We start from the raw sequence: 15,235 nt of genomic DNA on the forward strand, positions 1-15,235 counted from the left end.
GAGAGCGCGGCCGGGTGAGTGCACGCAACAGGACGGCGGGAGCGAAGAATTCGCTCCCGCCGTCCTGTTGATCGGGTTGTCAGGATCGATCCGGGGACTGTTCCCCGGACAGGGCGAGCTGGCCCGCGAAGTCCGCAAGTACGGGGTGTTCCAGCAGGACCCGGACCCGGACCGTGATGCCGAGGCGCAGACGCACCGCGGCCACCACCTCCATGGCCGCCAGTGACTGACCCCCCAGGGCGAAGAAGTCGTCGTCGTCCTGGACCGGGACGCCGAGAACCTCCTGCCATATCTCGGCGATTGTGGTGGTACCCATCGTCCATCAGCTCCTTGGCGGGCTCATGCCGGGCGCAGCAGCACCGGCAGGCTGGTCAGTCCGTGGATGAAGTTGCCGGTGCTCCAGACCGGCTTGCCGGCCGGGGCTATCGTGCGCACGCGGCTGATCAACGCGGTCAGCAGAGCGGTCAGTTCGAGCCTGGCGACCCGGGCCCCGACGCAGACGTGAGGGCCCCAGCCGAACGCGAGGTGCCGGTTGGGGGTGCGGTCGGGCCGGAAGGTGTCCGGGTCGGGGAAGACGGCCGGGTCGCGGTTGGCCGAGCAGAGCCAGGCGGTCACCCGCTCGCCGGGGAGCAGGTCGCTGCCGGAGACCGTTACCGGGCGGGTCACCGTGCGCAGCGCGTGCAGACCGGGGCTGGTCCAGCGCAGGATCTCCTCGACGGTGGTGGGCAGCAACTCCGGCGACGCGCGCAGCGCCGTCCACAGCTCGGGCCGGTCGGCGAAGACCAGCAGCGCTCCGGCCGCCGCGTACCGGACGGTCTCGCTGGCACCGGTCAGCACGCCGCTGCAGTTGAGAATCAGCTCGTCGTCGGTCAGGTCGCCACCGGCCGCGAGCAGTGCGCTGATCAGGTCGTCGCCGGGGCGGGCACGGCGCTGGTGGATCAGGTCGGCGAAGTAGCCGAAGATCTCCGCGTTCGCGTCCAGCCGGTCGATCGGGTCGGGGGAGTCCAGGCCGTCGGTGGTGAGTCTGCCGATCAACGGCCAGTCGGCCCGGGGCAGATCCATCATGGCGCAGATGACCTGGTTGGGCAGCCGCTGCGTCAAGTCACCGACGGCGTCTCGGACCACGGCGTCTCGGACCACGGCGTCTCGGACCAGTGGCCCGGCCGCCTCGTCCGGCCGGTCACCCAAGGGCCCGCCGGCACCCGCCTCGACCACCTCGTCCACCAGGTCGGTGACGCCGGCGACGATCCGGTCGTGCCAGAGCCGCAGCGCTGCCGGGGTGAACGGCGCCCCCACCACGCGGCGGATCCGGCCGTGCCGCGGCGGGTCGCTGACCACCATCATCCGGTCGGCGACCAGGCGGGCCGCCTCGTCCGTTCCGCCCAGCCTGATGCCCTCGCGGGAACTGAACGTGGCCGGATCACCCAGGACCGTATGGACGTCGTCATACCGGGCCGCCACCCAGAATCCGGGACCGTCCGGCTCCGGATGCCAGGTCAGGCCGGGACGGGCGCGCACGGCCGCGAGCTGGTCCAGGAACCGGTGCCCGGAGAAGACGTCCGGCGCGAGCAGGTCGATGTCCATCGCCGGTCAGCGCGCCTCGATCACGGAGAACGGCGACTCCGGGATCGCCAGGACCCGGTGCATGCGGTAGCCGGCGGCCTCCAGGATCCGGGCGAACCCGGCCCGGCCGCGTTCCCGGCCGCCGGTGAGGACCATCATGCCGAGGTCGCTCCAGCGGCTGATGTGCTGGGTGCCGTCCTCCGGTACCAGCATCTCGATCACCAGCAGCCGGCCGCCGGGCGCCAGCGCGTGACGGCTCGACCGCAGAATGTCCACCGCCTGGTCGTCGGTCCAGTCGTGCAGCACGCTGCACAGAAGGTGGGTGTCCGCGCCGGCGGGCACCGCGACGAAGAAGTCGCCGGGCACGGTGCGGCAACCGGGGACACCACCGCGGAGGTTCACCTCGTCGATCACCGTGGGGCGGTCGAACAGGATGCCGCTCGCGTGCGGGGCCGCCGCGAGGATCTCGCCGAGGAGAAAGCCGTCGGCGCCGCCGATGTCCAGGATGGTCTCCGACCCCGACCAGTCGACGGCCTCGGCCGCCTGCCGGTACAGGCGGCCGGTACGTTCCCGCATCCGGCGCAGGAACGCGAGGTTCGCGCCGCGTTGGGTGTTCTTGACCCCGAAGAAGTCACCGCCACCGCTGCCGTCGCCGCCGTCGAAGGATGCCGCACCGGTGCGGAAGGTGTCCGTGGCACGCAGCCAGGCCAGCTGGCTCTCGGCATTGACCAGCGACGCGGAGAGGCTGTGCGGATCGTCCCGGCGCAGCCGCGCGCCGAGCGCGGTCAGCCGGAAGCCGGTGGCGGAGTCGCCGGCGAAGAATCCGGCCGCGCCGAGGGCGGACAGCAGCCGGCCCAGGGCGTCGGGGTCGGCATCGATCAGCTCCGCCGTGGTCGCCACGGACTGTGTGGTCGAGGAGTCCATCACATCGGCGACGCCGAGTTCGATGGCGATGCGCAAGGCGTGCGGCAGCACCGCGACCATGCTGTCGTCGACGAGCGTGAGGTAGTCCTCCACGATCCTGGCAGTGGTCTCGGCGGAGGCGGTCTCGGCAAAGGCGGTCTCGGCAGAGGTGGTATCGGTCGTCTCGATGTGCGTGGTCATCGTCGGCCCCTTTCCTGGGTCGGGACGCGCAGCAGCAGCTCTGTCACGGCTCGGTGGTCGACCTTGCCGTTGGCGTTGTGGGGGAGTTCGTCGAGGCGGCGCACCAGATCGGGCACCAGGTGGCCGGGGAGCCGGTCGCGCAGCTCCGCTCGGACCTGGTGCGGGTCCGCGTCGCCGGTGAAGGCCAGCGCCAGACGTTCGTACGCGCCGCTTCGGCCGGACAGCGCCACCGCCACGCAGTCGCGCACGCCGGCGCGGCCCGCGGCACGGCTCTCCACCTCGCCCAGCTCCACCCGGTATCCGCGGATCTTCACCTGCCGGTCGGCGCGGCCCAGGAAGTGCAGCACTCCCTCGGCGTCGCGTACCGCGCGGTCACCGGTGCGGTAGACCCTCGTCGGCACACCCCGGACTTCGACGGTGACGAACCGCTCGGCGGTGAGTTCCGCGTTGCGCAGGTATCCCTGAGCCAGCCCCGCGCCCGCGACGCACAGTTCGCCGTCGATCAGGTGGACCTCCGTGCCGGGCACCGGCCGCCCGATGGGCACGCCGTGCGGCCGGTCGCAGTCCTCGGGCCGGATGCGATGCATGGTGGCGAAGGCGAAACTCTCCACCGGGCCGTAACAGTTGTGGACGGTCGTGTCCGGGTGCCGCAGCAGCAGCGCGCGCACCGGCTCGGGAGCCAGCCGTTCACCACCGATGAACATCAGGTCGACGCCACGGAAGCAGTCGGGGTCCAGCCGTACCAGCAGGTTCACCACGGACGCGACCAGGACGAGGGTGTTCACGCCGTGTCGTGCGATCAGGTCGCGCAGGGTGTCCGGCAGCAGATGGTCCTCGTCCGGCAGCACCACGGTGCCGCCCCGGCACAACATGCCCCACAGTTCCAGTCCGCAGGCGTCCCAGCCGACCGGGGCGAGCTGCGGCAGCACCCGCCCGGGGCCGAAGGCCGCCAGGGGGCCGCTGTCGAAGAGCCGCAGCACGGCCCGGTGGGGAGTCACCACTCCCTTGGGGACGCCGGTGCTGCCGGAGGTGAAGAAGACACAGGCCGGGTCGTCCGGCCCGATGTCCGCCCGGACCGTCCGGGACCCGGGTGCGGGTGTGGACGGTGGTGTCCAGCACGGTGCGCCGGCGAGCGGCGTGTCCGTGACGAACAGCGGTGCCCGCAGCAGGCGCAGCAGTTCCCGTACTCGCTCGTCCGGCCACTTCACGTCGATGGGGCAGTACGCCGCACCCGTCTTCAGCACGGCCAGCAGGAACGTCACCATCCGGGCCGAGCGGGTGATGCGTACCGGCACCAGGCAACCCGGTCCCACCCCTGCCTCGACCAGTGCGGCGGCATACGAATCGGCCGTTGAAACAAGTTGGGAATAGGTGACCGGGCCGTTGTCGTCAATCAGCGCAATATGGTCGCCGTATTCTGCCGCGCACTCGTCGAGTACCTGATGAATCAGCACGTGCCGCTCCTTGTCCGCAGCTTCGATCGCACGCATATTCACCTGCCACGGTGGCGTGCGCAACCCCTACGAACCCCATAGCGGATACCCCGGTACCCAGGTAAGGGAAGGTGCGTTCCGTACTGTTGGGCGGCTCGCAGCAGGGCGCATTGACATTCTTCTGTGCCCGTCCGTAGCGTTTTTTCGTCGCGGTACCGGGATCTGGCAATTCTTGTTCCCGCCGTTGAAACCGATTATCGAGCCTTGGGGGAATTCGTGTCGTTCGCACCCCAGACCAGAAATCAGCACGCTGTCGACGCCGGGATCGACCACATCACACTCTCCGTCGGCGACGCCCGCGCCCGTGCGGCCGAGTTCGTCGACCGCTACGGCTTCGAGGTGATCGCCACCGGGGACACCCCGGAGTTCACCGCCGTGGCGGTGCGGCAGCGGGACATCGTCCTGGTGCTGCTGGAGGGCCGCACCGACGACCATCCGGCCACCCGGTTCATCGCACGGCACGGCGACGGCGTGAGCGACATCGCCCTGGGGGTGGCAGCGCCGGACCACACGGTGCTCGACGCCTTCGGCGACGTGACACACACCTTTGTGAGCCGGACCGCCGGTGAACCCTGGTCGCTGCCCGGTATCGCACCGGTGCGCACCGAGGAGACCACCGGGACCACGACGCCGGCCAAGCGTCACCTGCTGTGCGTCGACCACATCGCGGTCTGCCTGGAGAACGGCGAACTGGACCGAACCATCGAGTTCTACCAGCGGACGCTGGGCTGGCAGGTGGTGTTCGAGGAGGACATCCACGTCGGCACGCAGGCCATGGAGTCCAAGGTGGTGCAGAGCCCGTGCGGGCGGGTGACGCTGACGCTGCTGCAGCCCATGAGCGGTGCCGCCCCGGGCCAGATCGACGACTTCCTGAGGAAGCACGGCGGCAGTGGTGTGCAGCACCTGGCGTTCGCGGTACCGGACATCGTGGACGCGGTGGCCGATCTCGGCACCGCCGGCGTCCGGTTCCTGTCCACGCCCGAGTCCTACTACGAGGACCTCGAGGAGCGGCTCGGGTCGTCCGCCCATCCGGTGGCGGAGCTGCGCAAGTACAGCGTGCTCGCCGACCGGGATCACGACGGTGAGCTGTTCCAGATCTTCACCCGGTCCGAGCACCCGCGCCGCACCCACTTCATGGAGATCATCGAACGCCGGGGCGCGACCACGTTCGGCAGCAACAACATCCGCAAGCTGTACGAGGCGGTCGAGCGACAGGACCTGGCGTGACGAGCGGACCGGCCGTCCTGGCGACGGATCCGCTCACCCTCGCCGAAGCCGAGGACCGGGCCCGCGCCGTGCTGGCGCCCGAGGTGTACGACTTCGTGGCCGGCGGAAGCGGCCGCGAGTCGACGCTCGAAGCCAACCGGACCGCGTTCGACCGGTGTCACCTCGTCCCTCGCGTACTGTCCGGGGCCGACACCGCCGACACCACGACCACCTTGCTGGGGGTGCCGGCGTCGATGCCTGTCGCGGTGGCACCGATGGCGTTCCACTCGGTGGTGCACCCGGACGGCGAACCGGCGGTGTCCCGTGCGGCGGCCGCGGCCGGCATCCCCTTCACGGCGGCGACCCTGGCCAGCTGCCCGCTGGACGAGCTGTCCTCCGCCGACGGTCACCTGTTCCTCCAGCTGTACTGGCTGCGCGACCGGGCCCGCACCGAGTGGCTGATCGGCGAGGCCGAGCGGCTCGGCGCCCGCGCCCTGATCCTCACCGTGGACGTCCCGTTCATGGGCCGACGGCTGCGCGATCTGCGCAACGGGTTCGCCGTGCCGGCGCACGCCGCACCGGTGAACCTGGCCGACACACAACGCGGCGGAGGACAGAGCGTCGGCGGGCACGCGGCCGCGGTGATCGACCCCACCCTGTCCTGGTCCGACGTGGAGTGGGTGCGGCGACGGACGCGCTTGCCGTTGGTGCTCAAGGGAGTTCTCGACCCGGCGGACGCGCGGCGCGCGGTGGACCTCGGCGCGGACGGCCTGGTGGTGTCCAACCACGGCGGCCGGCAACTGGACGGCGCCGTGCCCAGCCTCCTGGCCCTGCCCGCGATCCGGGACGAGGTCGGTGACGCGTGCGAGGTGCTGCTGGACAGCGGTGTGCGCAGCGGCACCGACGTGCTGCGCGCGCTGGCCCTCGGAGCGTCCGGAGTGCTGCTCGGCCGACCGGTCCTGTGGGGACTGGCCTCCGGCGGCGGGTCGGGTGTGACCGGGGTGCTGGAGCTGCTGCGCGCCGAACTCGAGATGTCGATGGCCCTCGCCGGTGCGCCGGACGTGGCCGCGGCCGGGCGGCTGGGCGTGCGGTGGGCGTCCGGAACGAACGGACGGGAGGAGTCATGACCGAGTCCTCCCACACCTCGACGGCACGGCCCGGCACGGTGCTGGACCTGGCCGACCTGCACGGGTCGCTGTCCGATCCGGCGCTGCTGTCGATGAACCTGCTGAACGAGGTGTCCGATCGTTACCCGGACGCGGTCTCCTTCGCGCCCGGACGGCCGGACCCGGGCGGGTTCTCGGTCGAGGACGTCCACCGGTTCCTGCGTACCTGGACCGATCACGTCACCGACGGCACGGCCCGAGGCGCGGTAGCGGCCCGCAACAGGCTCTACCAGTACGGCAGAACGAAAGGGGTGATCCAGGACCTGGTGGCCCGCAACCTCGCGACCGACGAGAACATCCACGTCGACCCGGAGTCGATCCTGGTGACCGTCGGCTGCCAGGAGGCCATGGTCCTGGCGCTGCGCGCGCTGCGCGCCGGCGACCGCGACGTGCTCCTGGCCACCGCACCGACCTATGTGGGCATCACCGGCGCGGCCCGCCTGGTCGACATGCCGGTCGTGCCGGTCGACAGCGGCACCAGCGGCATCGACCTGGACGACCTGGCGGCCAAGGTGCGGGGCGCACGCGAGGCCGGTCTGCGGCCCCGGGCCTGCTACCTGGTGCCCGACTTCGCCAATCCGACCGGGCTCAGTCTCGACGTGCCGAGCCGGCGCCGCTTGCTGGACCTGGCAGCGGAGCTGGACATCCTGATCATCGAGGACAACCCGTACGGCTTCTTCGGCGACGGTGCGCCCCCGAAACCGACGCTCAAGTCGCTGGACACCGGCCATCGGGTCGTCTACCTCGGCTCGTACGCCAAGACCGCCCTGCCCGGCGCCCGGATCGGGTACGTGGTGGCGGATCAGCCGGTCGTCCGGGACGGAGAGGTCCTCGGCACCCTCGCCGACGAGCTCTCGAAGATCAAGAGCATGATCACGGTCAATACCCCGCCGATCGCGCAGGCGGTCATCGGCGGCAAGCTGCTGGAGAGCGGCTTCGCGCTGCGCGAGGCGAACCGTGACGCCACCGCACGGTACGGGCAACGGCTGCGGCATCTGCTCGACGGGCTCGCCGCGCGGTTCCCGACAACGTCGCCGGTCACCTGGAACCGACCGGACGGCGGATTCTTCCTGGTCGTCTCGGTGCCCTTCGTCGCCGACGACGACCTGCTCGCCTACTCGGCCAAGCGGCACAAGGTCATCTGGACGCCGATGCACCACTTCTACGCGGCGGGGGGCGGACTGCGGCAGCTGCGACTGTCCTGCAGCTCGCTCACGCCGGAGGAGATCGACCTCGGTCTGGACCGGTTCGCTTCGCTGGTTACCGATCTTCTGGAGAGGACCTGAGCACCATGAGAGCGCTGACGGTAAACGACCGGATCATCTCTGACGACAGCGACGCCTATGTGATCGCGGAGATCGGCCACAACCACGAGGGCGACCTGGGCAAGGCGGAGGAGTTGGTCCGACAGGCGGCCGCGGCCGGGGCCAGTGCGGTCAAGCTGCAGAAGCGGAACAACCGCTTGCTCTACACCAGGGCGATGTACGACTCCCCCTACCCCGGGCGCAACAGCTTCGGCCCGACGTACGGAGCGCACCGCGAGTTCCTGGAGTTCGGCACCCACGAGTACACCCATCTCCAGCAGCTGTCGGCCGAACTGGGCGTGGACTTCATCGCGACCGCCTTCGACTTCGCCAGCGTGGACTTCCTGGCCGAGCTCGGCGTGCCGGCGATCAAGATCGCGTCCGGGGACATCAGGAACACACCCCTGCTCGCCTACGCGGCGAAGGTGGGCAAGCCGCTGATCGTGAGCACCGGTGGCGCCGACATGGAGTCGGTGCGGCGCGCCTGCGGCACCGTCCTGCCGATCAACCCGGACCTCGCGCTGCTGCAGTGCACGGCGATGTACCCGGCCGAGCCGGAGGAGTTGAACCTGGCGGTGCTGAGCACCTACAGGGCCGAGTTCCCGGACACGGTGGTCGGCTTCTCGGGGCACGACCTCGGCCCGTGGGCCGCCTGGACCGCGTACGCGCTGGGCGCCCGGGTGGTGGAGAAGCACGTCACCCTCGACCGCACCGGGCCCGGCAGCGACCACAAGTTTTCCTTGGAGCAGGCGGACATCGCCGAACTGGTCGACGGGCTGAGCCGGGTGCGGCGCTCGCTGGGCAGCCGGGACAAGGAGGTCCTGCCGGGCGAACGGCCCGCGATGAACAAGATGGGCAAGAAGCTGGTCGCCCACCGGGACCTGCCGGCCGGGCAACGCCTCACCCTGGAGGACGTGGCGATCAAGTCGCCGGGCGACGGGCTGACTCCCGACCGGCTCGCCGAGGTGGTGGGCCGCCGACTCGGCCGGCCGCTGGCGGCCGATGCCGACATCACCCTGGACGACCTGGTGGACGGCGATGCCGGCCGCGATTGACCTGACCGGATCGGTCGCCGTCGTGACCGGCGTGTGCGGACGGCTCGGCGCGGTGTGGGTGGACGCCCTGCTGGGCGCCGGCGCCGAGGTGGTGGGCCTGGATGTGCGGGACGCCCGCGGGCCGGACCTGCGGGCGGTGCTGGACAGGCACGACCCGAAGCGGTTCACGACGCTGGTCGCCGACGTCACCGACACCGGCAGCCTGCGCCGCGCGCTCGACGACTGTCTCGAACGGGCCGGAGAACCGACCATTCTGATCAACAACGCCGGTGTCGACAGTCCGCCGTCGGCCGAGGGTGCCGGCTGGCGCTTCGAGGACATCCCGGACGAGGTGTCCGGCGGCGTACTCGCGGTCAACGCCCAGGGGACGCTGCGGATGTGCCAGGTGTTCGGGTCGCGGATGGTCCGGCACGGCGGCGGATCCATCGTCAACATCGGCTCGATGTACGGCGGCCTCGCGCCCGACCCGCGGATGTACGAGCACCTGCCGGTGGACCCGCCGTTCCTGAAACCGCCCGCGTACGGCATGTCCAAGGCCGGCGTCGCCTCGCTGTCCCGGTACCTCGCGGCGCTGTGGGGTCCGGCCGGGGTGCGGGTCAACACCTTGTCGCCGGGCGGCGTACTGGGCGCGCAGGACCCCGTGTTCCGGGAGAAGTTCGACGCCCGCGTGCCGCTGCGGCGGATGGCCCGCACCGAGGATCTGACCGGACCGCTGCTGTTCCTCGCGTCCGACCTGAGCCGCTACGTCACCGGTACCGAACTCGCCGTGGACGGCGGGTTCAGCTGCTGGTGACACCGACCCATCCACGAGGAGAAGCCATGGACAGGTCCTTGGCCTGGATACCGCGCACCGAGTTCGAGCGTGTCCTGGGCCACGTCGACGACCGGTACGAAAGGGCCCTCGCCTTCGCGGCGATGTCCCGGATCAACACTCTCTACATGATCGCGCGTGCCGGGTCGGGACACATCGGTTCCAGCTTCAGCGCCGCCGACGTGGTCAGCTGGCTGCTGCTGGAGGAGCTCGACCAGCCGTTCGAAGCCGACGGCGACGTGTACTTCTCGTCCAAGGGACACGACGCGCCCGGACTGTACGCCGCGATGATTGCGCTCGGACGGCTGGACGAGGACCTTCTGCACCGGCTCCGGCGGATCGACGGGCTGCCCGGGCACCCTGACGTCGGCACCCCCGGAATGCCCTTCAACACCGGTTCCCTGGGCATGGGCATCTCCAAGGCGAAGGGCCTGATCCTCGCCCACCGCCTGGCCGGCCGGGTCTCCAGGGTGGTGGTGATGACCGGGGACGGCGAACTGCAGGAGGGCCAGAACTGGGAGGCGCTGCCCAGCGCCGCGCGGTACGGGATGGGCGAGCTGACCGTGGTGGTCGACCACAACCGCCTGCAGTCCGACACGTTCGTCACCGACGTCAGCGACCTCGGTGACCTGCCGGGCAAGTTCACCGCTGCTGGCTGGGGCGTGCTGCGCTGCGACGGGCACGACCCCAGGCAGCTGCAGCAGGCGTTCACCCGCCGCGCCGCGGACCACCCGGAGCAGCCCGTGGTGATCATCGCGGACACGGTGAAGGGCGGCGGATGTCCCACGTTCGCCGCGACCTCGATGGCACCCGGCGAATGGCGCTACCGCCACCACAGCGGCGCGCCGAGCCCGCAGGACTACCACTCCGCGTACAAGGAGCTGATCGACACCGCCGACGAGATACTCCGCAGGCGCGGCCTGCCGTCTCTCCGGGCGGTCGAGCGAACGCTGGACCTGCCGGTGAAACCGGCCGGGGTGCGGCTGCCCGAGCTGTACGGCCGACTGCTCACCGAGGCGGCGCACGACGATCCGCGGATCGTGGCGCTCGACGGCGACCTGGTGCTCGACACCGGCCTGATCCCGTTCCGCGAGGCCCACCCGGACCGGTTCGTCGAATGCGGCATCGCCGAGCAGGACATGGTCTCGATGGCGAGCGGACTGGCGGCAGGCGGTCTGCGGCCGTTCGTGCACTCGTTCTCCTGTTTCCTGCACGCGCGACCCAACGAGCACATCTACAACAACGCCACCGAACGGCGGCCGGTGGTCTACGTCGGCTCGCTCGCCGGGCTGCTGCCCGCCGGGCCCGGACACTCGCACCAGGCGGTCCGCGACGTGTCGGCGCTGGGCGCCGTCCCCGGTCTGACGATCCTGGAACCGTCCCACCCCGCCCAGTTGGCCGCCGCCCTGCGCTACTGCCGATCCACCCCGGACAGCGTCTACCTGCGGCTGTCCAGCCAACCGGTCCCCGCCGAACTGGCGGAGCTGCCGCCCGCGCCCCTGGTGGTCGGCCAGGGACAGGTACTGCGTGCCGGCGGCCGAGCGGTCGCGTTCGGTGCCGGCCCGGTGGTCCTCGCGCAACTCCTTGCCGCCGCCGACCTGCTCGCCGCAGAGGGCATCGAGCTGACCGTGGTGGACCTGCCCTGGCACAACCGGGTCGACCCGGTGTGGCTGGGCGAGCTGCTCACCGGCATCCGGCACGTGTTCGTGGTCGAGCACCAGTACAGCAGTGGTGGCCAGGCCGACCTGATCGCCCGGCAGCTGCTGGAGACGGGCGCGTGGGACGGGGCCGCCTTCCGCGGCGTCGGCCTCACCGACGTGCCGCGCTGCGGCACCGACGCGGAAGTGCTCGCCGCACACGGCATGGACGCGGCGCACCTGGCGCACCTGATCGGCGCGGACGTCCTGGACCGCACCCGTACCACCCAACCGACGGGAGAGACATCGTGGAAACTGTCCGCAACGAACTGAACCGCCCGCCCAAGGAGATCGTCGAGGGCTTCCGCGCGGTGCTCGCCGAGTACAGCCCGAGCTGCCTGGTCACCGACGCTAGGCGGCGAGTCGGCGCGATCGGCGGGCTGCTGCCGGTGAAGCACCACCACAAGATCGCCGGACCGGCGCTCACCGTCAACCTCTCGATCGACGACCTGGTCGACTGCATGCCGGTGCTGACCCGGGCGCAGCCGGGCGACGTGATCGTGGTGGCCTGCCACGGCACCACCCGCACCGCGATGTGGGGCGGCCTGATGTCCACCCTGTCGCGGCAGATCGGCCTGGCCGCCGGCATCGTCGACGGCGCCATCCGCGACGTCGACGAGATCCGCGACCTGGACTTCCCGGTCTGGTACCGCAGCACCGTCCCGAGGCCCTCCCCGACCGCCGTGCACGACCGTACCGAGCCGGTCCAGGTGAACGTGCCGGTGGTGATCGACGGTCAGGTGATCAACCCGGGGGACATCGTGGTCGCCGACGAGAACGGCATCGCGGTCGTGCCGCAGGACGGGGCCGAGACCGTGCTCGCCCACACGAGGATGAACATCGACCGGGAGCGGGTGATCCGCGAGAAGATCAGCTCCGGCCTGTCGGTCGCCGAACTGATCGCCGAGTTCGGACACCTGTGATGCGCGTCTACCTCACCGGCGCGGACGGGATGCTGGGCACCGCGCTGCGGCAGGAGCTCGCGACGCGGCCGGAAACCGCCGACTGGCCCGTCCTCGGGGTGTCCCTCTCCGACTTCGACATCGGCGACGAGACCGCCGTCCGGGACTCGATCGCCGATTTCAAGCCCGATGTGGTGGTACACACCGCCGCGAACGCGGTGGTGGACTCCTGCGAACGGGACCCGGCGCTGGCCCTTCGGGTCAACGTGGGCGGCACCCATCACGTCGCGGAAGCCTGCCGACGGCACGGCAGCCGGCTGATCTACATCTCCAGCGACTACGTGTTCGACGGCCGGGCACCCGGGCCGGCCGGGTACAACGAGGACGACGTACCCGCCCCGGTCAGCGTGTACGGCCTGAGCAAACTGGCCGGCGAGCGGATCGTCGAGGCCGTGCCCGACCACCTCGTGGTGCGCACGTCCTGGCTGTACGGCGGTACCGACCCACGCCTGGACCAGGTGCTCGCCGCCGTTCAGGAGTTCCTCGACGGTGGCCGCCCGCGACTGATCGACGACCAGTTCAGCAGTCCGACCTACATCCCCGACCTGGCGTCCGCGCTGGTACGGCTGCTGCCCGGCGCACTGGCCGTCCGCGGCCTGCTGCACATCGCCAACCGGGGCCGGGCGAGCTGGTACCAGGTGGGTCTGGCACTCGCCGAACGTCTCGGCACCGCCCACCCGGTGCCGATGTCCATGGCCGACGCCGGCTTCGTCGGCGGCCGGCCGCGCGACTCACGCCTGGACAGCACCCGCGCGGCCGCCTTCGTCCACGCGATGCCCCACTGGACCGATTCCCTCGCCCGGTACTGCGCCCGGTTCACCGCCGTCGACCGAGGGCCGGTGAACCACTGATGCCCAAGCCGTTCCTGCTGCTGGACTTCGACGGTGTGGTGTGCGACACCGAACGGGCCGCGCTGCTTGCCTGGCAAGACCTGTACGACCGGCTCGGGGTGCCCCTGAGCGCCGAGGTACGGGCCGGGATGCTCGGCAACTCGGCCGGAGCCCGGGTCGCACTGGCCGACCTGGCCGCCCGGCTGGGCCGGCCGGTCGGGGACGGCGAGTGGGCCTGGCAGCGGCAGCGGCGGACCGCCCGGTGCGCCGCCGCGCCGGCCCGGCCCGGCGTGGAACGGCTGCTGCGCACCGCCGAGGGCGCCGCGATCGTGTCCAGCAGTCCGGCCGCCTGGGTGGAGGAGCACCTGCGGCGGCTCGGGCTGCGGCACCGCTTCGCCTTCCTGGTCACCGGCGACGACACCGACCGGCACAAACCGGAACCGGACCTGTACCTGCTCGCGCTGGAACGCGCCGGGGTGGGTGCCGACGACGCGCTGGCCGTCGAGGACTCCCCGGCAGGGGTCCGAGCCGCCCAGGCCGCCGGTCTGCGCTGCGTGGCGGTGCCCTGGGGGCCGGACGGGGCGTCCGACCTGGCCGGTGCCGACGCGGTGCTGCCCAGCCTGAGCGAGCTGGATCTGCGGCGTTATCAGCGTAACGAGGTGTGACATGGAGATCACGGCGGACAACGCCCTGGAGGAACTGTCCCGGCACGTCCTGATGGACGGCCTGGACCTCGTACTCGACCTGGAACGCAGCCGCGGCAGCACGCTGGTCGACGCGCGCGGCGGCGAGGAATACCTCGACCTGCTCACGTTCTACGGGTCACTGCCCCTGGGCATGAACCACCCCGGCATGGCAGGCGACCGGACGTTCCTGGCCGAACTCACCCGGGCCGCGCTGCACAAGGTGACCAACTCCGATATCTACACCGCGCAGTACGCGCGGTTCACGGCGACCTTCAGCCGGGTGCTCGGCGACCCGAGGCTGCCGCACCTGTTCTTCATCGACGGCGGCGCCCTGGCGGTGGAGAACGCGCTGAAGGTGGCCTTCGACTGGCGAGCACAGCGACCGCGACGCGACCCGACGGTGCCCCTCGAAGTCCTGCACATGGAGAGCGCCTTCCATGGGCGCAGCGGCTACACGCTGAGCCTGACGAACACCTCGCCGACGGTGACCGCGCGGTACCCGGTGTGGACGTGGCCGCGCGTACCGGCGCCCGAGCCCGGCGCCGAACGAGAGGCGGTCGAGGTCGCGCGACGGCAGCTGGCCGAGCGCGGCGACCGGATCGCCTGCTTCATCGCCGAGCCGATCCAGGGAGCCGGCGGCGACCGGCATCTCGGCAGGGAATTCCTGCTGCGCATGCAGGACCTGTGCCACGAGTACGACGTGCTGTTCGTGCTCGACGAGGTGCAGACCGGTTGCGGCATGTCCGGCGCGCCGTGGACCTACCAGCGCCTCGGGCTCGAACCGGACGTGGTGGCCTTCGGCAAGAAGACCCAGGTGTGCGGCCTGATGGCGGGCGGCCGGGTGGACCAGGTGCCCGAGGGCGCACTGGCCGTGCCGGACCGGCTCGGTTCCACCTGGGGCGGCAACACCGCGGACATGGTGCGGGCCACCCGGATCCTGGAGATCATCGAGCGGGACGGCCTGGTGGAGGCGGCCGAGACCAAGGGCGGACATCTGGGCCGGCTGCTCGCCGACCTGGCCGCGGCCCACCCGGCGCTGGTGCGCAACGTGCGTGGCCTGGGCCTCATGTGGGCGTTCGACCTGCCGGATCCGGCGCTGCGCAATGAGGTCCTGGACCGCCTGCGCCGCTTTCACCGGGTGCTGCTGCTGCCCGGTGGGGCGCGCGCCGTACGGTTCCGCCCGGCACTGACCATCGGGCTCGACGACCTGGACAAGGGCGTTGCCGCCGTGGACGCGGTTCTCACCTCGCTGAGCGTGCGATGACACCGTGATCCACCGGCGCGTTCATCGGCGCTGACAATCACACGGGGCGACCCCGGAATTTCACCAATTCGACTGTCAATTGCCGTCGAGATAC

At 71.0% G+C, this 15,235-nt stretch carries 14 protein-coding genes; 10 read left to right on the forward strand and 4 right to left on the reverse strand.

All coding sequences use genetic code 11. The annotated features are described in order from the left end of the window. Positions 1–79: 79 nt before the first annotated feature. The 4 genes from OG361_RS38045 to OG361_RS38060 are packed head-to-tail and all read right to left on the reverse strand — an operon-like array spanning position 80 to position 4,157. Positions 80–316: a phosphopantetheine-binding protein gene (locus OG361_RS38045; RefSeq protein WP_405861035.1), complete on the reverse strand. Its 237-nt coding sequence runs from the start codon at positions 314–316 to the stop codon at positions 80–82. 23 nt (positions 317–339) lie between these two features. Continuing rightward, on the reverse strand, positions 340–1,584 hold the full coding sequence (locus OG361_RS38050; protein ID WP_405861037.1) for a cytochrome P450: 1,245 nt from the start codon (positions 1,582–1,584) through the stop codon (positions 340–342). Between the two features lie 6 nt (positions 1,585–1,590). Beyond that, complete coding sequence (locus OG361_RS38055; RefSeq protein ID WP_405861039.1) at positions 1,591–2,667, reverse strand: methyltransferase; 1,077 nt, start codon at positions 2,665–2,667, stop codon at positions 1,591–1,593. Next, a complete protein-coding gene (locus OG361_RS38060) occupies positions 2,664–4,157 on the reverse strand; it encodes an AMP-binding protein (RefSeq protein WP_405861041.1) in 1,494 nt (497 codons plus the stop codon). Before OG361_RS38060 ends, OG361_RS38055 begins: the two co-directional genes overlap by 4 nt. A gap of 126 nt (positions 4,158–4,283) precedes the next feature. Here OG361_RS38060 and OG361_RS38065 point away from each other — a divergent pair, with 126 nt between their 5' ends. From OG361_RS38065 to lat, 10 genes are read left to right on the forward strand one after another with little or no spacing between them, the layout of a single operon-like run. Then, positions 4,284–5,387 carry a VOC family protein gene (locus OG361_RS38065; RefSeq protein WP_405861043.1) on the forward strand — a complete coding sequence of 368 codons (1,104 nt, stop codon included), beginning with the start codon at positions 4,284–4,286 and terminating at the stop codon, positions 5,385–5,387. Further along, positions 5,384–6,493: an alpha-hydroxy acid oxidase gene (locus OG361_RS38070; RefSeq protein WP_405861045.1), complete on the forward strand. Its 1,110-nt coding sequence runs from the start codon at positions 5,384–5,386 to the stop codon at positions 6,491–6,493. The genes OG361_RS38065 and OG361_RS38070 overlap by 4 nt, the downstream gene beginning before the upstream one ends. Further along, positions 6,490–7,818: a PLP-dependent aminotransferase family protein gene (locus tag OG361_RS38075; protein WP_405861047.1), complete on the forward strand. Its 1,329-nt coding sequence runs from the start codon at positions 6,490–6,492 to the stop codon at positions 7,816–7,818. Before OG361_RS38070 ends, OG361_RS38075 begins: the two co-directional genes overlap by 4 nt. A 5-nt stretch (positions 7,819–7,823) precedes the next feature. Next, positions 7,824–8,891, forward strand: a complete 1,068-nt coding sequence (locus OG361_RS38080; protein ID WP_405861049.1) for an N-acetylneuraminate synthase family protein — start codon at positions 7,824–7,826, stop codon at positions 8,889–8,891. After that, positions 8,875–9,684, forward strand: coding sequence for an SDR family oxidoreductase (locus OG361_RS38085; protein ID WP_405861051.1), 810 nt, complete (start codon positions 8,875–8,877; stop codon positions 9,682–9,684). The genes OG361_RS38080 and OG361_RS38085 overlap by 17 nt, the downstream gene beginning before the upstream one ends. 26 nt (positions 9,685–9,710) lie before the next feature. Further along, the gene (locus OG361_RS38090; protein WP_405861053.1) at positions 9,711–11,672 is read left to right on the forward strand and encodes a transketolase C-terminal domain-containing protein; all 1,962 of its coding nucleotides are present in this window, start codon (positions 9,711–9,713) and stop codon (positions 11,670–11,672) included. Further along, the gene (locus tag OG361_RS38095) at positions 11,648–12,322 is read left to right on the forward strand and encodes an RraA family protein (protein WP_405861055.1); all 675 of its coding nucleotides are present in this window, start codon (positions 11,648–11,650) and stop codon (positions 12,320–12,322) included. The genes OG361_RS38090 and OG361_RS38095 overlap by 25 nt, the downstream gene beginning before the upstream one ends. Next, complete coding sequence (gene rfbD / locus OG361_RS38100) at positions 12,322–13,212, forward strand: dTDP-4-dehydrorhamnose reductase (RefSeq protein ID WP_405861057.1); 891 nt, start codon at positions 12,322–12,324, stop codon at positions 13,210–13,212. Before OG361_RS38095 ends, rfbD begins: the two co-directional genes overlap by 1 nt. Then, the gene (locus OG361_RS38105; protein ID WP_405861059.1) at positions 13,212–13,856 is read left to right on the forward strand and encodes an HAD family hydrolase; all 645 of its coding nucleotides are present in this window, start codon (positions 13,212–13,214) and stop codon (positions 13,854–13,856) included. The genes rfbD and OG361_RS38105 overlap by 1 nt, the downstream gene beginning before the upstream one ends. A gap of 1 nt (position 13,857) precedes the next feature. Continuing rightward, entirely contained in the window at positions 13,858–15,141 is a 1,284-nt protein-coding gene (lat, locus tag OG361_RS38110; RefSeq protein ID WP_405861061.1) for an L-lysine 6-transaminase, read from the forward strand. The last annotated feature ends 94 nt before the right edge of the window (positions 15,142–15,235 follow it).

Source organism: Streptomyces sp. NBC_00090 (genome assembly GCF_045160815.1).
In the GTDB taxonomy this organism is placed as follows: Bacteria; Actinomycetota; Actinomycetes; order Streptomycetales; family Streptomycetaceae; genus Streptomyces.

Coding starts and splice junctions, on each gene's coding strand:
- OG361_RS38045 (WP_405861035.1), bottom strand. CDS start 316: ATGGGTACCACCACAATCGCCGAGATATGGCAGGAGGTTCTCGGCGTC.
- OG361_RS38075 (WP_405861047.1), top strand. CDS start 6,490: ATGACCGAGTCCTCCCACACCTCGACGGCACGGCCCGGCACGGTGCTG.
- lat (WP_405861061.1), top strand. CDS start 13,858: ATGGAGATCACGGCGGACAACGCCCTGGAGGAACTGTCCCGGCACGTC.
- OG361_RS38080 (WP_405861049.1), top strand. CDS start 7,824: ATGAGAGCGCTGACGGTAAACGACCGGATCATCTCTGACGACAGCGAC.
- rfbD (WP_405861057.1), top strand. CDS start 12,322: ATGCGCGTCTACCTCACCGGCGCGGACGGGATGCTGGGCACCGCGCTG.
- OG361_RS38060 (WP_405861041.1), bottom strand. CDS start 4,157: ATGCGTGCGATCGAAGCTGCGGACAAGGAGCGGCACGTGCTGATTCAT.
- OG361_RS38055 (WP_405861039.1), bottom strand. CDS start 2,667: ATGACCACGCACATCGAGACGACCGATACCACCTCTGCCGAGACCGCC.
- OG361_RS38050 (WP_405861037.1), bottom strand. CDS start 1,584: ATGGACATCGACCTGCTCGCGCCGGACGTCTTCTCCGGGCACCGGTTC.
- OG361_RS38105 (WP_405861059.1), top strand. CDS start 13,212: ATGCCCAAGCCGTTCCTGCTGCTGGACTTCGACGGTGTGGTGTGCGAC.
- OG361_RS38090 (WP_405861053.1), top strand. CDS start 9,711: ATGGACAGGTCCTTGGCCTGGATACCGCGCACCGAGTTCGAGCGTGTC.
- OG361_RS38085 (WP_405861051.1), top strand. CDS start 8,875: ATGCCGGCCGCGATTGACCTGACCGGATCGGTCGCCGTCGTGACCGGC.